Genomic DNA, 25,447 nt, shown 5'->3' with positions numbered 1-25,447 from the left:
GATTATTTTCCTATGCTATTAGTCCTATCATGATAATTTGTATCTAATAATCTATTTAATAATAGCCAAATTATAAAAGGAGATGGTAATAGGTATGATGCAAATCCCTTTATCGGTTGGGTCAATGATGGAGCATGCTGAACAGTTTTTCCCCAAGAAGGAAGTTATCTCACAGACACATGATAAACTTCACCGATTAAATTATGGAGAAATCGGTCAACGTACTAGAAGACTTATGAGTATCTTAAACGAAATGGGAATACGGCAAGGAGATCGGGTGGGTACGTTAGCATGGAATCATCATCGCCATTTAGAGATTTACTTTGCTGCACCAGGGATGGGGGCAGTACTACATACGATAAACATACGCTTATCCCCGGAAGACATCATTTACATTATTAATCACGCAGAAGATAAAATCTTATTTATTGACGAAGACATCTTACCTCTGATTGAACACATACACACATATTTAACCACTGTAGAAGCTTTTGTAGTAATGACTGATAAAGCTGACCTTCCAGAATCTAGCATCCAACCACTTTACTCCTATGAGGAATTAATTTCGACTGGTGATCCGTTATATGCATTTGCAGCCAATATTGATGAAAACCAACCTGCGGGTATGTGTTATACATCCGCTACAACTGGAAAACCAAAAGGTGTAATCTATACTCACCGTGGGATTGTATTGCACAGCTTTGCTTTAGGCCTTGCTGATACTGCTGCTATCTCCGAATCAGATGTTTCCATGCCTGTTGTACCTCAGTTTCATGTCAATGCTTGGGGTACTCCCTTTGCTTGTACTTGGTTTGGGTCAACTCAAGTCATGCCCGGTCCTCGCTTTACACCAAAGCGACTAGCCGAATTCATTGAACGGTTTAAAGTAACGATTACTGCAGGTGTACCAACTATATGGCTTGGATTATTGCGGGAGTTGGAGCAAGGAAATTATGATACATCCAGTTTACGAGCGGTTTTATGCGGAGGATCTGCTGCTCCAATTGGACTAATAAGGGCCTTTGAAGAAAAACATAACATTCCATTCTATCACGCTTATGGGGCAACTGAAACCACACCATTAGCTACCATTTCTCGTTTAAAAAGCTACCAACAAACGATTACTCAGGAAGAGAAATTTGAAGAACGAGCAAGACAAGGTATTCTTGTTCCTGGCCTGCAAATGAAAGTGATAAGTGACCAGGGAGAAGTTGAATGGAATGGTAAAGATATGGGAGAGCTATTACTAAGAGGCCCATGGATAGCAAATGAATATTACAAGGATGAACGTAGTAACGATGCATTTAAAGATGGTTGGTTCCATACGGGAGATGTTGTCACGGTCGACGAAGAAGGTACAATTAAAATTGTTGATCGTACAAAAGACCTGATTAAGAGTGGCGGGGAATGGATTTCTTCGGTTGAGCTTGAGAACGCCATCATGGCATATGAGCCTGTATTTGAAGCCTGTGTAGTTGCCATTCCGGATGATAAATGGCAGGAACGACCAATTGCCTGTGTTGTATTACATGAAGGCTTTGAAGGTAAAGTAAAGAAAGAGGATATTCTAGCCTTTCTTGCAGCCCAATTTCCAAAGTGGTGGCTTCCAGATGATGTTTTATATTTTGATGAAATACCAAAATCATCAGTCGGTAAATTTCTTAAACGAGAGTTACGTGAGCAAGTAAGAGAGCGTTTTAGCATTCAAGAATAGGAGAATAGCTAGTTCACACTAGCTATTCTCCATCATATATCAAATCTTTACCCACTTGACAATATTATGAAAATTACCTACACTAAGAGAAATTACCGAACATGTCGTTAATTAGTTCGCTAATTAACGTTATTTTTTACATATAATAGACAGAATTTTCTTTACAGTTATCTGTAGTTACATGGAGTTAAGTTAAATTAACTTACTTCATTTAGGGGGGAAGACAGTGAAAATAAAAGTTGCGATATTCGGGCGAAGTGAGCTAATTGATTACTTTGATGAATTTTTAAAAAGTCATGATGATGTTGAAGTTGTCCCATTTATTTATACAAAAGCAAGTGATACGGTTGAACTAATTGACAAAGCCTTTATGTGTGATGTGTATTTATTCCTAGAGGAGCTTCCGTATCTTTATGTTCAACAAAAAATAAAAAAGAAGCGATTGCCAGCTGTTCAAGTTGCATTTGACGAATATATGATATTAACTTCCTTCTACCATTTAAAAAACAAACATCAAGTAAAGCTTCGACGTTTAGCCATTGATGTACCAAAGGAAGAGCATGTTTGCGAAGTACTTTCTGAGCTAGCAATTAATCATGATGATATTTACACATTAAGCTATGGTAATGATAAAGAAGTAAATATTAGTAACGTTGTAGATTTTCATAAGCAGCTATTTGCAGAAGGAAAGATTGATTATGTATTAACCTCCTTGAAGGAAGTAGAAAGTAGGCTTCAAGATGCAGACATCCCCTCTTACTTAATGGTAATACCGAAGATTAATATTGATCACGCTATTGCCCAGTGCAAGTCCATTGCACGCTTAAACACAAGTCAAAGCGCCCAGATTGTAGCTGGCTACGTTAGAATCAAGGATATAGAGAAAGTAAGGGAAGAAAAGGGAGTAGAATTTCTACAGGAATTACAACAAAAGCTTTATGAAATATTACTAAAGTTTGGCCATAAAACATATGCTTCTGTACTGACGAATAGTGAAAACCAATACGTCATTTTTGGTACTAGGGGGGTTTTAGATCATATTACAAACCATTATCGCGATTTCCCACTTATTAAGGAAATAGAGAAGGCATTAGCCACTCCTATCGAAATCGGGTTTGGTTTAGGCTTAACAGCCAAGCAGGCAGAAGATCATGCACGGCTTGCAATGGATGCATGTTTACATAATCAAAATAGCAGCTGTTATATTGTGAATGATCGCCAGGAAACCATTGGACCGTTAGGCGTTAAAAAACATTTTGACACTTCAAGACTTTATCAAGCGCTTATTCATAAGGCAAAACTTAATAATGAGCTGTCCTATAATTTTATTGATTTTGTTCAACTACGTAATAATGAGCCATTTTCTTCCAATGATATTGCTAACTACTATCGTGTCACCAAAAGAAGCGCCGAACGTACAGTAAATAAACTCTTAGTTGGGGAAGTCATTAAAGTAGTTGGGGAGGAAAAACCTTACCAAAAAGGAAGGCCAAGGAAGTTATTTCAAATTAATATGTAGAGCTTTGAGGGGCACGCTATTTAGGCGGCCCCTCAAATTCTTTACAATAATAAGAAGCATTAAATATTCAGTAATTCTCTAACGTCCTCTTCACTTAGGCTTGAGAGCATTGTCTCTCCTGGTTGAATCACTTTATCAATTAATTCCCGTTTCTTTTGCTGTAGCTCATATATTTTTTCTTCAATAGTTCCTTCTGTAATTAAACGAATGACTTGAACAACATTTTTTTGCCCAAAACGGTGTGCCCTTCCAGTAGCCTGATCCTCTACAGCGGGATTCCACCATAGATCATATAATATTACCGTATCTGCACCAGTTAAATTAAGACCCGTTCCACCTGCTTTTAAAGAAATTAAAAATATACTTTTTTCCCCTTGATTAAATCGTTCACTCATTTCTACTCGTTCTTTAGATGGGGTATTACCACTCAAATAAAAATAATCGATACCCTCGTCCTGAAGCTTTTGCATAATTATCTCATGCATCGTTGTGAACTGGGAAAAAATTAGCATTCGTTTACCATTGGCTAAAGCTGTCATAATTGTCTCCATCAATAGTTCTAGCTTACCTGATTTCCCTTCATAGTTCTCAATAAATAAGGAAGGGTGGCAGCATATTTGGCGGAGACGTGTTAAGCCTGCTAATATTTTCATTCGATTTTGTTGAAAACCAGATTCTTTGATGGACTGAGCCGCTTCTTGTTGTAACTGCCTTAAATAACCGACATATAGTTCCTTCTGTTGGTTTGTAAGCTCTGAAACACTTACCGTCTCAATTTTTTCAGGAAGCTCTTTTAAAACGTCCTTTTTTAAACGACGGAGAATAAATGGCTTTGTAATTGATGCAATTTTTTCATGAGAAAGCTGCTTAAAGGTCTTTTGATTTGGCATTAGACCTGGTAAGACCACCTGAAAAATTGCCCATAGTTCCTCGATGGAATTCTCAATTGGCGTACCACTTAAAGCAAAACGTCTGCTTGATTTAATTTGGCGAATTGCTTTGGATGTTTTTGTTGCATAATTTTTAATATACTGTGCTTCATCTAATATTAGTACTTTAAAGATACATTCGCGATAAAGCTCAATATCCTGTCTTAATGTTGCATACGATGTGATCCACACATTCACATCTTTCAATGTATTAATTTTTTCATGACGTACCTGAGGTGTACCAGTCATCACTGCCACAGTAAGGCTTGGCGTAAACTTTTCAAATTCATTCTTCCAATTGTATACAACAGATGACGGCGCGACAATAAGATGCGGGTGTTCACCTAGCTCAGAAGCCAAATAAGCAATACTTTGCAAGGTTTTTCCTAATCCCATATCATCTGCTAATATTCCACCCAAATGATAATGGCTAAGTGACTTAAACCATCTGTATCCTGTCAGCTGATAGGTTCTAAGGGAAGCCTCCAGTGTGCTCGGAAGCTCATAATTCTGTTCCTCTGGTTCTGTAAGCTGATGTAATAACTGACGAAAAGCTGGATTATAATTCTTTTTTGTTTCAATCAGTTCATCTATTTGTGTTCCTCGATAAACTGGCATTTGAATTTTTCCGTTGTGTACATCATCTTTTTGAATATCTAAGTCTGCAAAGAAGTGTTGAATCGAGGTAAATGCCTCCCCCTCAAGGGAAAGAATCTCCCCACTTTGCAGTCGGTAATATCGTTTTCTCTCAATGACAGCGTCTAATATCCTATTGATTTCCTCATCATTTAGCCCTTCCATATCAAAGCCAATTTCCAGTAAATTCGTTGAGGACTCCATGCTAACATTGGTCCTAGGTGTTGGCTCATTTTCTATGATAAAGCTACGGACCTCTTGCGTTAGAAAAAGCTCTACATATTCATCTAAAACAGGTAACACCTTATATAGGAAGTCATAAAGCTCCTCTTCATCTGCATCGATAAATAATTCCCTACCATTATAATGAAAGTTAGCATGCTCAATGAGCTGCATAATCTGCTTTTCTTTTTCAACATCACGTATAATAATTACCTCATACTGCTCACGACCGCTAAATGGATCTACTACATATTCACCATAATGATATTCTAGCTTTCCAATAATCCAATCTCCCTTTGCTTCTAAATACATTTTAGCGCGAAGTGGAAACTGGCTTATACCGGAGGAGACATCATCCGCAATGGTAACTTCTCCGACCTTCTTTAAAGATGGTAGTACTTCGGAAAGAAATGCATCTGCCTGCTTTTTGGAAATAGGCAGATGCTGATCGACTCTCCCAAATTGACTAATTAGCTCTAATATCGGAATTTGTTCTTTTAGCGGAAAATAGAATATTCCGTTGTAAAAGAGAATTTCATAGTTTTTAAAATAAATACTATCCTCCACATCATGCATCGTTAATAATAAATCGTTCTGCTCGTTTTTATTTAATGCAAAATGAAATGGCAGATTCCCTTTTTCCATTTTTACCTCTGAATAGGTCTTTGAATTTGCTTCGACTATAAAGTTTCGCTCCATTAACTTTTCTAACAGGGATTCAAACACTAGGGGTGGAATGATAATTGCACGCTTATCACTCACATTCCCCCGATAATGATAAACATGGTAACCGTCATATATTTTTTCGTTTTTCTGTATCGATCCAAGGATTTCTAATACTTCCCTATCTTCTGGTAATAGATAATGTTGAGTTGGTGAGTACGTAAACATCTTTGTAAAAAAGTGCTCATTACCTGCCAATACATCTTGAATAAATTGATGAGCATCCTTAACAACATAGCTTCTACTTTCACCGGCTTTTAATTCAATTAAAATATTTTTATCATACGACCACTTCAAGATATACTCTATGTGGAGTGGTGTCTTTTCTGGAACAATATCTGTAACTGTTGCTGATCCACTTATATTGCTAAGTGCTCTGATAAACCGATTCGTCATTTCATAATCATAGGAAGAGAAGGCTTGCGTCTTTGAAGGTGACTCTTGATCCATAATGCCTATTAATGTAGCCACAATATGCTTACAAGAGCCAAATGTTTCAAATGCCGGACAATCACAATACGTATCGACAGAACCCGAATCCAAGTTTTTCATATTAATTTCTACAAAATAGTCCTCCGTACCATGAACCGTTGCTGTCCACACATTGTAATTTTTATCGTATGTAAGATCAGATACTTGACCACGTTTATAATATTCTAATCCCCGCTTATAGATTAAAGAAGGGAAAAGCCTTTGGATATTAATATCACTGAGTCTTCTCAAATTCTATTAACCTGCCTTCTATACAAGACTTTACTTTTATTGTATATGAGTTGAGTCAAATTTCAAAACTTCTAATCTATCATTAGGATGGCTTATACTCCTTTAGATTATACGTAGTAAAGCATAAAAAAATCCCCTAGGATAAAACAGATTTCTGATTTTTAATCTGTATACCATAAGGGAAGCATAGCACAAAATATTGCTTCATTTGTTATTCGTTCACTTCTTGAAGTTTCTTAGCTCGTAAGACTAATGCAACATAAATGATCATGGAGACCAAAATTGACCCTGCTCCTGTAGCATAAATCGTACTGTAGTTAAATAAAAATGCAATTTGGCCAAAAATTAATGCTCCTAATCCAATTCCTAAATCGAAAAAGGAATAAAAGGTGGCATTTGCCATTCCTTTGCGATTTCCTGCAGCTTTTTCTACTGCCCAGGCTTGTAGTGCAGGCTGTACGGAACCAAACCCTAAACCATAAAGACCAGCAGCAACTAACAGTACAGAAGTATTTGGAAGCCAAGCCAATAACATCATGGCAACAAAAATCATGACAGTACCAGGTAAAAATACATATAAATGCCCTTTTTTATCATATATTCTTCCAGCAAATGTTCGCGAGATTAATAGAAATACTGCATACACAATAAAGTAAATTTCAATACCGGAAACATTTCTTTCTATCGCATGTAATGGCAGGAAGGTCGCTATACCACCGAATGTAAAAGTTATAAACAGGACTAGTATAGACGGTTGAATTGCCGTTTTTTCAAAGATATCAAAACGTGGTGTTACCGATTTATCAGGCGATTGCTCCGCTTTTTTATAATGTACTCTTGTAGATAACAGAAAAGCTACGAGTCCAAAAGCAGCGCATATAAGAAATAATGAAGTGAATGAAATTTTACCAACTAAAGCTAGCCCTAAACCGGGTCCAAAGGCCAACGCTATATTACCGGATAACCCAAAATAACCTAATCCTTCTCCCCGGCGACTTGCCGGCACTATATCTGTTGCAATCGTTCCCGTTGCTGTAGTAGAAAGGCCCCAGCCTACTCCTTGAACAACGCGGATAATTAGTAGAAAGGCGATACTTCCTATAAACGCAAACGACCCAACAGAAACAACGAATATCGCTAACCCTAGCATATAAACGAATTGTCGTCCCTTATTTTCCAGGGCATGACCAGCATATGGCCTTAACAGCAATGCAGAAAACGTAAATATCCCTACAATTACACCAACCATTTGGTCGCTACCGCCTAATTCCTTTACAAATAATGGAAGGGTTGGCAATGTCATCTGGAATCCAAAAAAGATAAAGAAATTAGCAAGACAGATTAATATAAAGTCACGTGTCCAAATCTTCTCTTGCTTCATTTGAACTTGTTGTTCTTCCTCGAGTTGTGCGCTCATTGTTTTCCCCTTTCTTTCGATTCTCGAAATACATTATACATGAGTCTATAACGAAAGGGAATGGGGTATTAGGAAATATTTATAGACTTCAGTCCTATATTAGAAACAAAACTAATGGCAACGTAAAAAAGAGATGAGTCCAGCTGTAGACTGAACTCATTAGGAAAGGAATAAGCGGTTCTCTAAGGATATCAGCTTTATCAGTTTAGTCACTTCCTAATTTGCCAGTTCAAGTTGGAAAGGATCTAATTTTTATTCATCATCGAAATCACCAAAGCGAGAAGTGAGAGAAGTAGTGTACCAAAGTTTCCGAGTACCATCATAACCTCATACATTCTCAGGAAGCATCACCTCCTATCCAAAGCTTAACCAATACCCTAAAGAGAACATTATTTAGTTGTTGATATAACTTAGCCTTCCCAATTATACGAACATATATTCCTATTTTTAAACAAATTAACAAAAGCTTTAGTGTAATTACAGCTTTTCAGTAAAGCTTTGTGATAATTAACACCCTATTTGGTATTCAATAATTTTTAAACAAAAGAAAAAAAATCCCGAGCATACGCTCGGGAGCTTAGATTAAAACATACGAACAACAAAATCAGCGATAACTAAGGTTACGAGGGATACACCCCATGCGATTGTTGTCGGAACAGACCACACCATAATTTGTTCTTTTACATTTTTAATACCTAACATCCTATTAACTACCCAGAATAAGCTATCATTAAAGTAAGAGAATATCATCGCACCTAAAGCAGCTGCCTGAGAAGCTAGCACAAGGTTAACATCTAGTGTTGCAATAATAGGAGCAGAAATTGATGCTGCCGTTATCATTGCAACAGTTCCACTTCCTTGTACTAAGCGTACAAAAGTCGCTATAAAGAATGGGATTAATATCGCTGGAATAGACCAGGATGCAATTTGTTCGGCAATGAAGTCACCTGTTCCACTCTCACGAAGCACATTACCTAATGCGCCACCTGCACCTGTGACTAATAGTATAATTCCTGCAGAGGTAATTCCTTCTTCCATACGCTCCAATGCTTCGGATTGACGTAAATGGTTTGCAAGTGTGTAAATTGCAACGATCAAACCAATTGCAACAGCGATTACAGGGTTACCAAAGAACTGAACATAAGAAAGCGTTGTATCATTTATCGATAATATGCCTGAACTATTTAGAGCACCTAATGTGGTGTTTAAGAAAATTAAGATGATCGGAAATAAAATTGGCATTATTGCCCTCATAAACGATGGTAAAGCTTTTTCTCTTTCGTCAACAGCATCCAAAAATTCTTGATAAACTTGCCCCTCTTCTAGTCTGACAAATCCATCTCCATTTTCTTCTGGTACTTGATTTATTCGTTTTCCAATCCATTTCGCATAGAGGATACCTACAATTACAATTGGGATTGAAAATAATAGCCCTGCAATAATCATTAAACCAATATCAGCACCAAAGATTCCTGCAACACCTAACGGACCTGGAGTTGGAGGTACGGCATGGTGAGTGGCAGCAAGACCTATGGCTAATGCAACACCCAAGCCAACTACAGATTTACCAGTTTTTCGAGACAACGCTTTCACGAGCGGCTGTAAAATTACGAATGCAGAATCAACGAAAATTGGAATCGCAACAATATAACCCGCTACCGCTAGGGCCCATTCTTCTTTTTTCTTACCAAGCTTTTTAACCAAGGTGTATGCTAGTTTTTCGGCGGCACCAGACACCTCAAGTATTCTACCCATCATTACCCCTAGACCTATGATAATACCGATAGATGCTAGCGTACTTCCAAATCCACCTGTAATGGACGTGACAACATCAGTCGGCTTCATTCCGCCGACAATACCTGTTACTGAAGCTGCAATTAATAAGGCTAGAAAAGCATGAATCTTAGTTTTTAAGACAAAGAAAATTAATAATGCAATTCCTAAAACTAGCCCTATTATCATTTGTGTTCCTGAAACTTCCATTTTCTTTCCCCCCAATTTGTAATGGCTTTCATTATTTATGGAATGGCTAGGGATAGAATAATTATCCCTAGCTAAGTAAAACCTTTTCTTTATTCCATTGTTTCAGCAGTAAATCGTGGTGCGTATTGAGCTGCCAGCTTGATACATTCCTCCATGCTGACACTTGAAGCTATATTTTTCCCAGCAATATCAAATGCTGTACCGTGATCAACAGATGTTCTTAGGAAAGGAAGGCCATTCGTAATTGAAATAGTGCGGTGGAAGTCAGTCATCTTCGCCGCGATATGACCTTGATCATGGTATAAAGATAAGACAGCATCGTATTTACCATGTAATGCTTGATGAAATACAGAGTCTGCTGGAACAGGACCTACCGCATCAATTCCATCCTCAATTGCTGCTTCAATTCCTGGTCGAATTTCATCAACTTCTTCCATTCCAAATAGACCACCCTCACCACTATGTGGATTTAAACCAGCAACAGCAATCTTACGGCTTTCAACACCAAGACGTTGAAGTGCCTTATCACAACGTGTTAAATAATCCCGAACACGTTCTTTAGTCATTTGGGCTATCGCATCCTTAAGCGATAAGTGACGAGTTAAGAAAAAGATACGCATGCCACGAACCTGGAACATGGTTAATGGATCTTGTGTATTAGTTAGTGACTCCAGCATTTCAGTGTGGCCAATGTACGGGATTTCACCTGCTTTTAACGATTCCTTATTAATTGGTGTCGTTGCTAATGCCTTTACTTTTCCTTCTTTAGCAAGATTTACAGAAGTTTCAATATAGGCATATGCTGCTTTACCACATTGTGCTTGGACAACTCCATACTGTAATTCATTCATATCGATATTGTTTAAATCGATTAAATCCACTGTTCCATACTCATATTTCCCTTCCTCAGGGGAAGCGATGATGTTTATTTGTAAATCCTTCTCTACAATTTCAATTGCTTTCTTGAATACATTTGCATCACCAACTACAACTGGCTTACACATATCATAAATTTCTTTGTTTGCTAGTGATTTGGCTGTTATTTCAGGGCCAATACCTGCAGGGTCTCCCATTGGTATTGCAATGATTTCTCTAAGTTGTGTCATTTTGCATTGCTCCTTTTTGTTTTTAAGTATTTTACACTCGCAAATATAGCCTTTTTGTCACCAACCATTCCACCTTTTGTGACAATTGGTAAGTCTGGAAAGTGACCGCCAATCAAGGTTCCATATGCTGCAAGAGGCAAAACTTCATCCTCCAGCTTAATTCCCGAAGCCATACTCAGCGCGCATAAGGATGCTGTTACATCCCCACCGCTTGTGAAACAGCCGTGAATTGGGAAGTTTGTTTGTTCCATGACTAATCTAGTGATTTTTGCAAGGCCATCTGTGATCCGCTTTGCGAGTGCATCTTGTGTTGTATTTTCGGTCGCTGCAATTGTTTTAAAATCAACAAGACCATTGCCCTCTTTATGCGTAGTAATGATAAGAACATCATCTCGCTTAATTTGTTCAAGTGCTTCTACAACCGCACGCTCCACTTCTTTTTCCCAGCTCTGTCCCATTGTTGCAAGCTTCTCAGCTGAAACATACACTGGCTTTGAGTCCGTCTTATCCATTAAATAGCGGAGCTGATGACCTGTTAAGCTTGTTACACTACCAACTGTTACAATAATTTTGCTTTGTTCAGAATGCTGATGTGTATAAGCTTTTGAATATGCTGCTGTCAGTGGTCCTGGATCAACTGGTACTAAATTAATTCCTTTTATATATGCCATTGCCTCTGCAATTGTATCAATGTCCTCATCTGTAACAGCATCAATAACAATAATCCGTTTTCCTTCTTTTATTTCTGCTTCAATGGACTCTTTAATTTGATAGGATTCTGTTAAAACAATATCTAGACCAATATGGCCTACAGGGAATTCACTTTGCTCTTGAATTATTGCTGGAACATAGGATGCGGTAATAGGCATTACAGGATCCTTTGCAACATCCGTGTCCTGTACAGGTATACCATCAACTAGTAGATATCCACCTGAGCAAACACGTCCCGAATCAGGAAAAGCCGCGACAACAATTGCAACACTATTCTCTCCCAACTCACCTAAAACAGTGTCAATTTCCAATCCTATTTTTCCACGAACCGTACTGTCAATCCGTTTACAAATTACCTTTGCTCCCCATTCGCGAAGTTGCTTTGTTGCTTTTTTGACCCTTCTTACAACTAATTGATCGGGTGCATATCGTGAATCAGTATCTATACAGATCGCATTGAGTTCAGTGGTATCTGGAATATCCCCATCGAACACTACTGTTGCAGCTGTAAACCCTTCCTTACTAAGACGTACTCCTGTTGCATTGGCACCTGTTAAATCGTCTGCAACCACGCCAACCTTCATGATGTTTCACCTCTTTGTTAGAAGATCCTAATTACTTCTGATAACTTTTTACTATCCTCATCAGATAAGGAGTCATCCGTTATAAAACCATTCAATTCCTTTAAATCGCATACTTTAGAAAAAGCTCTTTGGTTTAACTTACTTGAATCTGCGACCAGCCAAGTCTTCTCAGCTGCTCCTATCATTAATTGCTTTACAAATGATTTTTCAAAAGTCGGAGACGTTACACCCTCGTTTACGTCAATTGCATGTGCACCTAAAAAGAATACATCTACATGGATTTGCTTTAGTAGATGATGGGTTTGCGGTCCGAATAAAGCACCAACCTCACTTTGTAACTCTCCACCAGTAACAATAACTTTCAACTTACTATCAACTAGCTCGGAAGCTATTTTAATATCATTAGTTATGACAGTAAGGTTTTGCCATGTAGTTAACAGTTTTGCCAATTCGCGAGTAGTTGTTCCGGAATCCAGCAAAATCGTTTGTCCCTCTTTGATAAATGCTAATGCCTTTTGTGCGATAACTCGTTTCTCGACGATATATCGACTTTCTTTCGTAGTAAAAGGGGTTTCAGTAATGAGTGATTTAGCAGCTACTGCTCCACCGTGAACACGAATAACTTGACCTGAACCTTCTAATTGGTCAAGATCCCTCCGAATTGTCATCGAAGAAACATCGAGTTCTTCTGATAACTGGTCAATTTCAACCTTTCCTTCAGTAGTGATTTTTTTAAATATCCATTTTCTACGATCAGATGGCTGCATGACATCAATCCTTTTTATAGGTTAACGATAAACATTACCTTTATTGTCTTCCACCTTATTATGTTACTCGTTAACAAATTTGTCAATAAAAAGTTGTTAATATTTATCACAAATTGTTCAAAGTTAACATCTTAAGAAATAAAATGACCCACTCATTTGAGAGGGTCATTTTATCATCATTACTCTGCTATTACGCCACAGGCTATTCGCTCACCTGAATTGCCGGCTGGCTGTGATGTATAATCATCAGCCTGTGAATGAATAACTAAGGAAGTTCCGCCTTCTTTTAATAAAGAATTAGTTTTACCCTTTTCCAAGGTAACCATTTCAGCAATTACGTTTGTTGAAACTAATCCATATGGCTTTACCTCAATATTTGGTAAATCTCCTGCATGCGGACCATCTGGATTATTGAATCCATGCTTGGCATTTGTTGGGTTAAAGTGTCCACCAGCAGATTCAAATTTTGGCAACTCACAGGATCCATTCTCATGAATATGAAACCCATGTGTACCTTGGGGCAGTTTTGAAGCATCAAGGCTGATACTAACGCCATTCGGGGTTTGCTCTAGTCTAGCCTCACCTATCGTTTCCCCTTTTGTATTAATCATGGTTACTAATACCTTTTTACCTTCTTCTTTAAGTGGCCCTACTGTTTCAATACTCGGGTTCTCTTTGTCTATAGCTCGTTTATTATCTGCTTTTGAATAGCCATAGCTTGCTATCGCTACAACAGCAACAATAATTATTAGAGCGAACAAATGTTTTTTCATGTAAATCCCTCCAGTTGTATGGTAATCATTTACATTGTTTACATGTAATTGCACTACTAAACATAAAAACTGGAGGCAAATAAGAAAACCGATCCATGATTGGATCGGCTCATTAATTACTATATTAGGCAACGGCCATTTTTTTTGTGTTTTTTCGCATTGGTTTATGGCTTTTTAGGAATGGAATTACCCATCTATCTAATCCATATCTACCAGCATTAAAGCCTGCAACTGCTAATAAAATGGTTAGTAGTACCATTTGTGCGTTTGTGCTAACAGTTCCACTGAATAGAAACGCAAAGTTCATAGTCATTCCCATAACAGCAGCAAAGTTCGTAAAAATACCAAGTATTAGTGCAGCACCTACTAAAACCTCACCCAGCATGACCATCATACTAAACAAATCAGCATATGGAAGTGCAACGTTTTCAAGAAAAGCTGCCCACCAGCCTTGGACCGCAGGATGTTCACCTCCTGCACTTGCTATAGCCCCTTGAATGAATCCACTAGCATCGAATCCACCACCTGTAAGTTTACCAATACCTGCTGTTAACCAAGTATACCCAATATAAACTCGAATAATTGTTAACAAACCTGCAAACACCTTATTTTCACGAATGAAATTCATCATTAGCGTTCATCTCCTTATACATGTTCATCATTTCACAATATATTGTGGTTATATTCCTTATTACACTTAGATAATAACATGATGTTTACGTTTAGTAAATATTTTATTGCTCATAATTTCACATTTTGTTTTGTTTTTGACTAACTTGTGAACAAGGGTTCAGAGCATTTCATTATTCCAATACTATTAGCAAATTCTTGAAACCTTTTTTCACTTTCTTCGTATTACTAACGGATAACTAGCTGGAAATATATACGTTATTCTAATAATGACTATTACTATGGGAGGAATATCATGAAGGAAGTCATGCTCACAGTTGAAGGATTAGAGAAGTCCTTTAAAGATAAACAGGCTTTAAAAGGCATATCTTTTGAGGTTCGCAAGGGGGAAATAATGGCCATTTTGGGACCGAATGGCGCAGGTAAATCGACCACTATTCGTAATATTATGGGTATTATGTATCCAGACAGTGGTTCGATAACGTTCCACAATTATGATGGCAAGGAAATTCCACGAAATAAGATTGGCTACCTACCCGAGGAACGGGGCCTTTATAAAAACGTAAAAGTAATGGATATTTTATTATACCTAGCTGACCTCAAGGATTATCCACTTGATAAAGCAAAAGAAAGAATTTTAATGTATTTAGAGAAGTTTGATTTAGTTGGGAAAGACAAGGTTTCAATGGAAGAATTGTCCAAAGGAATGGGGCAAAAAGTCCAGTTCATAGGCTCCGTATTACATGAGCCGGAACTATTAATCTTGGATGAACCATTTTCTGGACTGGACCCTGTCAGCCAGGAGCTCTTTAAAGAAGAGATTCGCAGTTTAGCTAAAAATGGAACCGCCATCCTACTTTCTTCCCATCAAATGAATCTAGTAGAGGAAATGTGTGATAGATTGTTCATGATTCAAAATGGACAAAAAGTAATTTATGGTTCTCTTGATGAAGTTAAAACAAAATACGCAAATTTCAAGTGTACTATTCATGGAAAAAATCAATTATCTGTTCTAGAAAATATTCCACAGGTACAGCGTGTTGAGCAAAAAGAGGATACATCTATTCTGTATTTAGAACAAACGGTAGACCCAACAAACTGGCTAAAACAATTACCTAATAATCTAGCTATTCAAGAATTAAAAATCAATCGCATTTCCCTTCATGAAATCTTTATTGACATTGCGACAAACAATAATTTAATCGCGGAAGTAGGTGAGGTCCATGCGTAATTCCATGAAGGTTGCGAGATGGGAAATTAAACGGAATATAAAAAATAAGTCATTTATAATCGGTCTATTCTTAACTCCGCTTCTTATATTAGGTTTCGGATTTTTAGGAAGCTTATTTGGGTCAGAGGATGAAACACAATCAACCACTGTTTTTATTAATGACCAATTAAATGTATTAGACACTATAACAGAATCTGCTGACCAGTTCAATCTCGATTGGGATATACTTCCTACAGATCTGAAGGAAGATGAAATAAAGGATGAATTAGAAAATAATGAAGACACTGCCTACATTTTTTTAACGAAGGAAGCGTTAGACAATGGAGTTATACCAGTTTATACGACAGATGAGATAGACTCTGGCTTCAGTGCAAAAGTACAGCTGCTGGCAGCTCCCCTACAGCAAACGCGTATCGCTTCATTAAATTTATCTGAGGAACAGCTTAAAGTAATCTCAAATGGCGTTGTATTTGAAGAGACAGCAGCAGAGGACTATCAAGCAAGTGGGGAACAGTCTGTTGAAGCAGAAGATCCATTAGTAAAGTTAGTTCCTGGCATCTTTGCAGGGGTTATCCTTTTTGCGATAGTGGTTACTGGGATGATGATATTCCAAAGTGCCTCACTGGAAAAGAAAGATAAGATTGCCGAAATTATTTTATCCTCTGTAACACCAAGTGAATTAATGCAAGGGAAAATCGTCGGCTACTTTGTTCTTGGTATCATTCAAGTAGCGGTTCTTCTCGCATTTGTTGTTCCATATGCTGTTATTAAAATTGATGAACCCGTACTAGAATATCTATTTGTTCCGGAGACATTATTATTAGTTTTAATCGCCGTTTTAGGATATTTATTATTTGCAGCCATATTCGTTGGTATCGGAGCTACGATGTCGGATATGACTACTAGTGGAAATTTCCAAGGATTAGTAATGATGTTACCATTCCTATCATTTGCTATAATTGGTCCTGTATTAAGTGATCCAAGTGGAATAGTTGCAAAGGTAGCATCTTATATTCCATTCACTTCACCTGGTGTCCTTATCATGCGTTTAACCGTATTAGAGGATTGGCCATTGTTGGAAATAGGAATCGCATTAGTAGTTCTTGTCTTGAGTATTTTCCTATTTATGAAGCTAGCTGGAAAAATCTTTAAGGTTGGTATTTTAATGTATGGTAAAAATGCTACGCCTGGAGAGACTTGGAAGTGGATTAGATCCTAGACTAATTGCAGGGTTTGATTATTGATAAAGGGTCTGGCGCTAAGCGTCAGACCCTTTATTATATCTCATATTCCCATTCATCTTTTGCTATTAGATATAAGGTTAATAATATATTCTCAAGCTCATCATATCCCTTATCATTTACCTCTATTCCAACCTTTGGTAGTAAAATACCCGCTAATTGCCTGGTTAGAACCACTCTCTCATTGAGGGTAACATGAAGAAATTTCCCACTATACACACGTAAAAGCTCCCATTCCTTCTTCCCTAAGGAACGAAATGCCCATTCCTCCAGCTGTACACTATCCTTAGTCAATCCTCTTCGAACAATTTCTTTTTCCATTTTAGATGTGCCTTGTTTTTTCACTCCACGTTCGTGGACTACAATAGTTCCCGCTACAATATCACCTAATCGCTTATGCTTTGAATGGAAAAACACAAAAATCATTCCGACAAAATAACTAGTAGGTAGCATATCAATAATACGTAGAAGGTTTCGGATTAAGCTTGATAATAGTGTTACACTATGGCCATTCTCCTGAATAACACGAATACCAACCCACTTTTTCCCTAACGTTTTCCCACCAAAAAAATACTCACTAACAAAAAAGTACCCCCAATTAATAACAAACACAATGAGAACGGCAATTGCAATTGGAACCCATGAATCTGATAGGTATAAGAAGCTGGAGGAATTAGCGATTAAAAATAATAAGATGATGATAAAGTTAACAATGATAATTAATAATTGATCAATAATCATTGCTGCTGCCCGACTTCCAAGGCCAGCAATCTGATATTGAAGGGAAACGAATTCCGGTGTTTTAATTTCAACCTTTCCTTGATTCATTCTATACCCCCCTGTTGAAGTTTCACTATTCATTAAATTATAATAAGATAAGTATATGTACACTATTGGAAGGAAGGTTTTCCATTGGATATTAGACAGTTTATCAAGCTTCACCGTGAGGAATGGAAACAGCTTGAACAATACATAGCCATCATAAGTAAAAGAAAACAGATAACAAGGGAAAGCTTAAAAGAGTTTGATCAGCTTTATCAAAAGGCTGCCCAGCATTTGTCCTATAGTCAAACCTATTTTCCTAACGAAGATGTTACCGCTTATATCAACGATTTAGTAGGTAAATCTCATAATTTACTTTATAAAGATCAGGTAACAAGTGGAAAACAAATTCGTGAATTTTTCACGAGAAAATTTGTTGGTTTACTATTAGAGCAATGGAAGTTCATTGTGGCTGCATTTCTTTTATTCACTCTTGGTGGTCTTGCAGGCTTCCTTGCTGTTCTCGATGATCCACTCCATCTATATGCGGTATTACCTACGGATATATCCCAGGGAATTGACCCTGATCGTCTAGGTGAGGGCCATGATTCCATCGATTCCTCTATTATGTCGGCAGAAATCATGACCAATAACATACAGGTGGCTATTCTAGCATTTGCGAGTGGTATTACGTTCGGTATCTTAACTGTTTACTTAATGATCTATAACGGCTTACTCGTCGGTGCTCTTGCAGGGGTATTCTGGCACTCCGGCATGAGCTATGAATTTTGGGCATATATTGTTCCGCACGGCATGATAGAATTAACAGCCATCTTCATTGCCGGAGGTGCAGGCTTACTGATGGGCTATAAACTTTTTGCTCCAGGCAAATATACTAGAGCATACCAGCTTAAACTGCATGGAAAACGGTCTGTTCAATTATTTCTCGGAACTGTTCCGCTCTTTATTATAGCTGGTATTATTGAGGGCTTTATAACACCTTCATCCATTTCCTTAGAAGCAAAATATGCTGTGGCATGTATCACAGTAATTGGCCTTGTCGCATATATGATCATAGGCAGAATGTTACTAGCCAGAAAAAATGCTACAGTAAGCCTTGATTCATAATATGAATGTAATGGGAGACCGCAGCTGTTGCTAGCCGGTCTTCCTTTGCCTCTACTAGAATGAATCCTTGCTTTTCCCATTTTGTCTTTTGTCGTTTGCGGTGCATGATTTGTTCCTGCGCAATACCCTTTACCATTGCTCGATTTAAACTAGTAGGATCTTGTCTTGCTCTATTCACTAGTAATTCATCTTCAATGGTTACAAGCATAAACATATGTCTTCGTTTTATTCCCTCAAAATAAAAGAGTGTCTGTTCTTCTTGTAGAAAGGCTTGAATATCGCTAAACAGAAGAATTAATCCTCTTTTTTTCTGCACGGTCTGTAGATAATTCATAGCTTGTAAATAATTTGATTCTGCTGCATCAACTTTAAGATCATAAACTGCATCTAGTATTTTTTGTAGTTGAGCCATTCCCTTATCTGGGGGCACAAAGACCGTTACCTCCTTAGAAAAAGCTATAATACCAACATAGTCACCATTCCCAAGTGCTGCTGCTGCAACTGTTAACGATGCTTCAATTGCCTTCTCTAAACGATTCGTATGGCGTAATTCTTCACCCATCGTACGCCCGCAATCAATCAGAATCATAACATGCTTGCCATGCTCTGGTTCATACTGATTTGTCATGACAGTTTGAAGTTTGGCGGTCTGACGCCAATTTATTTTTCTTGGATCATCCCCGACAACATAGTTGCGAATTTGCGCAAATTCCCCAACACCACTTTTTTGCTTACGAATTTTCATTCCTTCATGCATCAAAAAGTGCTGTGCATCTTCTAAGTATCTTTTTGTTTCGGATAAATCTGGAATGACACGTATCGCATCAGATACTTGTACAGCCATTTGTTTTTGCCAAAGACCAAGTGAGCTTTGATAACGAATAAACATCTTTTCCAACAAATACTTTCCCCGAACAGGTGCAATGATTGGATATGTAAGCTCTACTGTCCCCCTGCCTGGTACTACTCCCTCAATAGGAAAATTTGAGATGAAGGACTGTGGCATTCCATCAATAAGCTGTATATGACAGGAGAGGTTCGAATTATTTTGCACCTGTAAATTTACTATATAGTTCAGCCCTCGTTCAAGATTTGCTGGGATCGAACGTGTCACCTGTATATCACTTCGCTTTGGTATAGAACGTAAATCAAGTAGACTCGCCAACAATATTAACCCATTTATCATAAATACTTGAAGCCAAGAAAAACCGATGAATGTAAATAATGTAATACAAATCGATATACTAATATAGCCAATTAGGAGCCGCTTGGTCGGAACTATACCTCTATCTAGGAACAGGAACCGAGCCGACAAGCTCTTCAATAACTTGGTCAATGTTCACTCCCTCCAATTCCATATGAGGAGATACATGAATGCGATGACGTAATGATGGCTTAGCAACCATTTTCACATCATCTGGTGTAACATAATCACGGTCATCTAAATATGCCCATGAACGCGCTGCCTTTCCAAGTGCAATAGCAGCTCTCGTACTTGCACCAAAACGGATGGTTTCCGTATTCCTAGTTCGGTGAATGATTTGCATAATATAGTCTAAAACCTCTTCACTTAAGGTAACTGCATCTATTTCAGTACGAATTGCTAGGAAGGTGTCCATATCTAAAACGGATTGGACTTCATCCATAAATGTTTTGTTTTCTAGTACATTTCGTAACACATTCGTTTCTTCCTCTAAAGTTGGAAAGCCGATTTGCAATTTAAAGAGAAAACGGTCCTGTTGTGCCTCTGGAAGTGGATATGTGCCTTCAAATTCAATTGGATTCTGTGTTGCTACAACAAAAAACACTTCGGGAAGTCGATATGTTTCACCTTGAATCGTAACTTGCTGTTCTTCCATAGCCTCAAGGAGAGCCGCCTGTGTCTTTGCAGGTGTACGATTGATTTCGTCAGCTAATAGCACATTCGTAAAAATTGGCCCCTTTAGTGTTTGGAAGGAGCCGTCCTTCATATTGTAAATAGTACTACCTGTAATATCACTTGGAAGTAAATCTGGTGTAAACTGAATCCGATTAAAAGCACCGCCTAAAAGACTGGCTAACGTTTTTACCATTTGTGTTTTCCCTGTACCAGGAACACCTTCCAGCAATACATGGCCACCAACTAGTATTGCAGACAATAATAGTTTTAGGTTCATAGATTGACCTAAAATACGTTTTTCATAGCTTTCTATTAAGGATGTTAATTCTGCTCTCATCCTTCCTCCACCTCTTTCCGTAACTGATCAATTCGTGTCGACCATAGTAAGTATTCTTGTTTGGATATATCGGGTTTTTTTAGCACGGTATCGATTTCTTTAACAAAAGAAGTAATCGCTTCTCTATTCATAGAAGAAACTTTTAATAGCAACTGTTCTTGAATATCTTCCCAGTCCTTTTGATAAGAAATCCCCCATTTCTCCTGGAAGATTGATCTTAAATAGCTTGCTTGGGAATGTAAGGAATCGCGATATAGCTTACCTTTTTGATACCATGCAGCTAATGCCGTTATATGCTCGTCACTAAATCGAACCATTTCCTCCCGAGGTCTCAAAATTGGCCCGAACCTCTTTCCTTTATATAATAACCAAAGTAATGTAACTATAATGAGCTGTAACGAACCGACCAATAGCCACATCGGGTATACCTCAAATATTGCTTGCTTTTTAGTAGATTGATGTGAATATTCATCAACTAAAATTGTATTCCACTGAGGTTCTTCCAACAGTTGAAATACTAGATTTAGATTATCATTCTCTAGTATAAATTGATTGGTTAGCCAATCCGGTGAATTAACGGCAATTAACGTTCCTTCGCCAATATTTCGCTTAATTGCAATAGCTCCAAAGTCATCCTCTAATAAAACTTCATCCGATTCATCTGGTAAAATTCGCGTTTGTGTTAACATGGTCGCTTTATATTCTTCACCATTTTGATCTTTAATGGTGACCGCCTCTTCGTCTGACATACCAAAAGTAGTCTTTATATCAAACATTCCTTCTAAATTACGTTTGAATATAACCAACGCATTACCGGTTTTAACGAAGCTTTCATAATCCTTCCTAGCTTCCTGATTGGATAATAAAGTGGGCTCTATCATTAATAAAAGCTTTTCTTGTTCATTATCATTGGAAAGTGGTGCTTCCTTGAGACGTTTAATCGGGATTCCTTCCTCTTCCATATATGTATAAAATGCCTTTACCCCGGTGGGTGAAGGAGAGGTAGATATGTATGGTGAGTATTCCACCGGTTTTTTCGAACCAAGAAATAAGCTAACCGTACCAAAGATGATGACGAGAGTAACAATCCAAGCCCATGTTTGCTTAACTGATTTATTCAAATGCTCTCGCCTCCTAACCTTGCCCTATTTCTTCATTCAATTGTTTGGCTAGTAAGCTTCCAATAGTCTCCTTGTAGGACATATAGGCATCTCTTTCTACCTTCTGTTCCCCATAGACAACTTCATCAAATATACGAGCAAGTTGCTGGAAGCTTTCTGCTAAGTTTTTATCTGTACGTCTTAATTCCTGTCCGTACTCCCAATTTGTTTTCCATATTCTTGCCTCTACAAATCCCTTATTGTGAAAATAGAGTAAGAGTGCTAGAAACATATGACGAGTAGCTAGTTGTAAATCACCAGCTACTTCTCGTTTATTAGCTTCAGCAATATGTTCCTCATATCCCCAATCCTTTTCATGCTTCTGATAGAGCGGGGCATGCTTCTGAAGTTTTGATTTCCTTCTCCAATTCCGTATCGTAAAGAAACCAGCAACAAGTATTAGCATAACGACAAGAACTAACAGGATGACAACAATTCCCGTAGCAAACCCATTTGCTGGATTAATAGAACTAAATAGTTCCTGAAACAGGTTCCCAAACCATTCCTTAATGGAATCCCACCATTTCTGAAGAAAGCTACGGTTATCCTTTAAGTAAACGAGATACTCATCGCGATGCAGAATTTCTTCTATTTTATCATTTGCTTGGTCTAAATCTATCATTTACATCACCCTACATGAGGCCCTTAGTTTTTAGGATTTTCATAGTTTTCCATCATGTCTATTAAATCGTCTCCATCATTTCGGAGCTTGAGATCAAAATAAATAATGGCATAACCAACTGCAAAAAACATTGTGGTAATAAGATTTACTATACTCAAAAGAATATTGTAGACAACACTTGTGCCAAGAAATGAGAAGAACAACAATTCAAATACAGAACTAATAACGACTATTATTAAGCCTAGTACTACAAATAAACCAAATGTTCTCCAGAAATTTCTTCTCGTTAAGCTCCAGCTTCTGCCAAGCCCTGGAGCGCAATGTTCGAATACAACGGCAGGAAGATATAGCCCCCAACGGGTTAAGAAATATGCTATCACTCCACCAATTGCTAAAAATAAAACTACACCCATTGCAATTCCAGTAATAGGGTTAAAAACTATTCCGATTGCTGTAAAGATGGAAATTACAATGATTGCAACAAAAAACATTCCAATAACAATAACGCCCATTAGTAAGGAACTACCAAGTATTGGCCAAAATCTTGAAAATGCTCGTTTAATAGCCGAACCCACAGCAAATTCTTCCTGTCTTCTTATAGCATCAATCACTAAAATAATCGCTGCCTGTGCCATTGGATAGAGCACAATAGATGCTAGCCCCATTATGATGGAACCTATATCCTCGCCTATTGTTGTTGGCTCATACGCTACATCAAGTATCGTATTGTAATACTGTTCCAAGAACGAGCCTCCACTAGCCATATCACGGAAAAAACCAGTCCCTGTTAGTAACAAAATAAGTGCTTCCAATAATATCGTAGGACCTATTAAGATTAACATTATCAATAAAAAAGTAGAAAAATTATTTTTACTCAAGCGAAAGGTTTGATCTAATACCTCCCCAAATCGCATTGGTCTTGTAAAATGTTCGTTCATGAATATCCTCCCATCAATAAAATTATATAGTTCTTATTTTACCATTTTTTCTTCTATTAACCGAGTGAAAGTTTCGAATACTTCACTATTGAGCTGTATATCCTCCATCCAGTACTACTGCTTGACCAGTAATACCTCTGGCTTTTTCACTGGCTAAAAAGATAGCATAATCAGCAATTTCTTGTACATCCAGTAACCTTTTTTGTGGAACTAATGGATAAATAACCTCCTCTAGCACTTGTTCTAACGCTACATTTCTTGTTTTGGCAAGATCTTGTAATTGATTTTGTACAAGTGGTGTATCTACATAACCAGGACAGATAGCATTGACTGTAATACAAGCTTCTGCTGTTTCCAGAGCAGCTACCTTTGTTAATCCTATCAGCCCATGCTTGGCACTATTATAAGCAGCCTTTCCAGAAAACCCAATTAAACCATTAATTGATGCCATATTTAGAATACGGCCACTTCCTTGCTTCTTCATGATAGGGATAACATGCTTAATGGCGACAAATGGGGCAACTAACATTAAATGTACCATACGCTCAAAGACTTCTGTAGAAAAGTCCTCAAGCCTAGCAACATGCTGCATCCCAGCATTATTAATCAATACGTCCAAACGTCCAAATAATTCTCTTGTTTTCTCAAAAGCATGTATTATTTCCTCTTCACTTGTTACGTCACAACGTATTCCAGTCACTTTTAGCCCATTATCTTTTAATGTATTTACAGCTTCCTCTAGTTTTCCCTCATTAATGTCGGTAAGCACTACCTTGGCACCTTGCTTAGCAAATTCCTTTCCAATTGCATAACCAATACCACTCGCAGCCCCTGTTACAAATACAACTTTATTTTCTACCATATCTATCACTCCTCTTTGGATTATTAATCATTCCAGTAAACTATTTATTCGAACCATCCATTTCTTTTATTTTACAGTTTAAGTATATTTTTCTGCAAAATAGGTAGAGCAGTTTTCGTTTAAAATGAGGTAGTTTAGGATAATCCTATCTAAGGATAACGTAGGAAGGAGTTTCTTTTATGAAATACAGCTGTATCTTTCTTTTATTGGTTATCCTTTTTAACATTGCCCTATTCCCTCTTTCTACACTTGCAGAAAGGAACAAGGATAATAAATCTGAAGTATTTCTGCCTAAAGGGCTTTTATCAGGATATACCATTGTAATTGACCCTGGACACGGCGGGAAGGATCCTGGAGCTTTAGGTCAGCAGAATATATTAGAGAAAGACATGATTTTAGTTGTTAGCTTACGAATTGCTGAACAATTAAAGCAGGCAGGTGCAACAGTCATTTTAACAAGAGAGGATGATTCCTTTGTCTCCCTTCAGCAGCGTGTACAGCTTAGTAACCAAAATCATGCAGATGCTTTTATAAGTATTCATTTTAACGCTTATGATGAAGATTATGTAGGTGGGTTCCATACGTATTACTATAGAAATGGAGAACGATTAGCACAGACGATTCAGAAGACCCTTGCTGAAAAGATTCATTTACGAAACCGTGGAGTTATTCAGCATGGGTATACGGTATTAAGAGAAAATCATCAGCCAGCAGTTTTGATTGAATTAGGTTTTATCACCAATAAGAAGGAGCTTGCAACTATACAAACAGATGCTTATCAAAACAGTGTAGCTGAAGCTATTATGGAGGCTTTGGTCAAGTATTTGGGTAGTAAATGAAATAGGGCTGT

The 25,447-nt window shown here is 37.7% G+C and carries 22 protein-coding genes; 6 read left to right on the top strand and 16 right to left on the bottom strand.

Annotated features, from left to right (window positions below; genetic code table 11):
- Nucleotides 1-94: 94 nt before the first annotated feature.
- Both HNR27_RS00335 and HNR27_RS00330 read left to right on the top strand, forming a co-directional pair.
- A complete protein-coding gene (locus HNR27_RS00335; RefSeq protein ID WP_429338385.1) occupies nucleotides 95-1,714 on the top strand; it encodes a long-chain fatty acid--CoA ligase in 1,620 nt (539 codons plus the stop codon).
- 226 nt (nucleotides 1,715-1,940) lie between these two features.
- Entirely contained in the window at nucleotides 1,941-3,233 is a 1,293-nt protein-coding gene (locus HNR27_RS00330) for a hypothetical protein (protein WP_429338384.1), read from the top strand.
- Nucleotides 3,234-3,292: 59 nt separating this feature from the next.
- Here HNR27_RS00330 and HNR27_RS00325 read toward each other — a convergent pair whose 3' ends face one another.
- From HNR27_RS00325 to HNR27_RS00285, 9 genes are all read right to left on the bottom strand, one after another.
- Nucleotides 3,293-6,466: a DEAD/DEAH box helicase gene (locus HNR27_RS00325; RefSeq protein ID WP_429338383.1), complete on the bottom strand. Its 3,174-nt coding sequence runs from the start codon at nucleotides 6,464-6,466 to the stop codon at nucleotides 3,293-3,295.
- Between the two features lie 211 nt (nucleotides 6,467-6,677).
- Nucleotides 6,678-7,883, bottom strand: coding sequence for an MFS transporter (locus HNR27_RS00320; protein ID WP_429338382.1), 1,206 nt, complete (start codon nucleotides 7,881-7,883; stop codon nucleotides 6,678-6,680).
- A gap of 245 nt (nucleotides 7,884-8,128) precedes the next feature.
- A complete protein-coding gene (locus HNR27_RS00315) occupies nucleotides 8,129-8,203 on the bottom strand; it encodes a hypothetical protein (RefSeq protein ID WP_244853483.1) in 75 nt (24 codons plus the stop codon).
- 262 nt (nucleotides 8,204-8,465) lie between these two features.
- The gene (locus HNR27_RS00310; RefSeq protein ID WP_429338381.1) at nucleotides 8,466-9,866 is read right to left on the bottom strand and encodes a GntP family permease; all 1,401 of its coding nucleotides are present in this window, start codon (nucleotides 9,864-9,866) and stop codon (nucleotides 8,466-8,468) included.
- Between the two features lie 89 nt (nucleotides 9,867-9,955).
- Entirely contained in the window at nucleotides 9,956-10,972 is a 1,017-nt protein-coding gene (gene pdxA, locus HNR27_RS00305; protein ID WP_429338380.1) for a 4-hydroxythreonine-4-phosphate dehydrogenase PdxA, read from the bottom strand.
- Nucleotides 10,969-12,267, bottom strand: a complete 1,299-nt coding sequence (locus tag HNR27_RS00300) for a four-carbon acid sugar kinase family protein (protein WP_429338379.1) — start codon at nucleotides 12,265-12,267, stop codon at nucleotides 10,969-10,971. Before HNR27_RS00300 ends, pdxA begins: the two co-directional genes overlap by 4 nt.
- Nucleotides 12,268-12,284: 17 nt before the next feature.
- On the bottom strand, nucleotides 12,285-13,034 hold the full coding sequence (locus tag HNR27_RS00295; protein WP_212920239.1) for a DeoR/GlpR family DNA-binding transcription regulator: 750 nt from the start codon (nucleotides 13,032-13,034) through the stop codon (nucleotides 12,285-12,287).
- A gap of 179 nt (nucleotides 13,035-13,213) precedes the next feature.
- On the bottom strand, nucleotides 13,214-13,807 hold the full coding sequence (locus tag HNR27_RS00290) for a superoxide dismutase family protein (RefSeq protein WP_429338378.1): 594 nt from the start codon (nucleotides 13,805-13,807) through the stop codon (nucleotides 13,214-13,216).
- A 124-nt stretch (nucleotides 13,808-13,931) separates the two neighbouring features.
- A complete protein-coding gene (locus HNR27_RS00285) occupies nucleotides 13,932-14,438 on the bottom strand; it encodes a DoxX family protein (protein WP_212920237.1) in 507 nt (168 codons plus the stop codon).
- A gap of 294 nt (nucleotides 14,439-14,732) precedes the next feature.
- Here HNR27_RS00285 and HNR27_RS00280 point away from each other — a divergent pair, with 294 nt between their 5' ends.
- Nucleotides 14,733-15,668 (top strand): ABC transporter ATP-binding protein, encoded by a 936-nt coding sequence (locus HNR27_RS00280; protein WP_212920236.1) that lies wholly within the window; start codon nucleotides 14,733-14,735, stop codon nucleotides 15,666-15,668.
- Nucleotides 15,661-16,887, top strand: coding sequence for an ABC transporter permease (locus HNR27_RS00275; protein WP_429338377.1), 1,227 nt, complete (start codon nucleotides 15,661-15,663; stop codon nucleotides 16,885-16,887). Before HNR27_RS00280 ends, HNR27_RS00275 begins: the two co-directional genes overlap by 8 nt.
- A gap of 58 nt (nucleotides 16,888-16,945) precedes the next feature.
- On the opposite strand, the gene HNR27_RS00270 is transcribed toward HNR27_RS00275, so the two are convergent.
- On the bottom strand, nucleotides 16,946-17,737 hold the full coding sequence (locus HNR27_RS00270) for an RDD family protein (RefSeq protein ID WP_429338376.1): 792 nt from the start codon (nucleotides 17,735-17,737) through the stop codon (nucleotides 16,946-16,948).
- 84 nt (nucleotides 17,738-17,821) lie between these two features.
- Between HNR27_RS00270 and HNR27_RS00265 the strand changes: the two genes are divergently transcribed.
- Nucleotides 17,822-18,799 (top strand): stage II sporulation protein M, encoded by a 978-nt coding sequence (locus tag HNR27_RS00265; protein WP_212920233.1) that lies wholly within the window; start codon nucleotides 17,822-17,824, stop codon nucleotides 18,797-18,799.
- Here the strand turns inward: HNR27_RS00265 and HNR27_RS00260 are convergent.
- From HNR27_RS00260 to HNR27_RS00235, 6 genes are all read right to left on the bottom strand, one after another.
- The gene (locus HNR27_RS00260; RefSeq protein ID WP_429338375.1) at nucleotides 18,777-20,135 is read right to left on the bottom strand and encodes a DUF58 domain-containing protein; all 1,359 of its coding nucleotides are present in this window, start codon (nucleotides 20,133-20,135) and stop codon (nucleotides 18,777-18,779) included. The two genes, HNR27_RS00265 and HNR27_RS00260, sit on opposite strands and share 23 nt — an antisense overlap.
- Nucleotides 20,086-21,015: an AAA family ATPase gene (locus HNR27_RS00255; protein WP_429338374.1), complete on the bottom strand. Its 930-nt coding sequence runs from the start codon at nucleotides 21,013-21,015 to the stop codon at nucleotides 20,086-20,088. The genes HNR27_RS00260 and HNR27_RS00255 overlap by 50 nt, the downstream gene beginning before the upstream one ends.
- Nucleotides 21,012-22,136, bottom strand: coding sequence for a DUF4350 domain-containing protein (locus tag HNR27_RS00250; RefSeq protein ID WP_429338373.1), 1,125 nt, complete (start codon nucleotides 22,134-22,136; stop codon nucleotides 21,012-21,014). Before HNR27_RS00250 ends, HNR27_RS00255 begins: the two co-directional genes overlap by 4 nt.
- 13 nt (nucleotides 22,137-22,149) lie before the next feature.
- A complete protein-coding gene (locus HNR27_RS00245) occupies nucleotides 22,150-22,797 on the bottom strand; it encodes a DUF4129 domain-containing protein (RefSeq protein WP_429338372.1) in 648 nt (215 codons plus the stop codon).
- A 23-nt stretch (nucleotides 22,798-22,820) separates the two neighbouring features.
- A complete protein-coding gene (locus tag HNR27_RS00240; protein ID WP_429338371.1) occupies nucleotides 22,821-23,735 on the bottom strand; it encodes a DUF7847 domain-containing protein in 915 nt (304 codons plus the stop codon).
- A gap of 85 nt (nucleotides 23,736-23,820) precedes the next feature.
- Nucleotides 23,821-24,597, bottom strand: a complete 777-nt coding sequence (locus HNR27_RS00235; protein WP_429338370.1) for a 3-hydroxybutyrate dehydrogenase — start codon at nucleotides 24,595-24,597, stop codon at nucleotides 23,821-23,823.
- A gap of 179 nt (nucleotides 24,598-24,776) precedes the next feature.
- On the opposite strand from HNR27_RS00235, the gene HNR27_RS00230 reads away from it, so the two are divergent.
- Complete coding sequence (locus HNR27_RS00230; RefSeq protein ID WP_429338369.1) at nucleotides 24,777-25,436, top strand: N-acetylmuramoyl-L-alanine amidase family protein; 660 nt, start codon at nucleotides 24,777-24,779, stop codon at nucleotides 25,434-25,436.
- Nucleotides 25,437-25,447 lie beyond the last annotated feature (11 nt).

The sequence above is a fragment of the Ornithinibacillus bavariensis genome (assembly GCF_050433565.1).
Taxonomy (GTDB): Bacteria; Bacillota; Bacilli; order Bacillales; family Amphibacillaceae; genus Ornithinibacillus; species Ornithinibacillus bavariensis.
The sequence above is the reverse complement of the archived record's forward strand: the minus strand, read 5'-3'. Positions and strand labels throughout refer to the sequence as shown.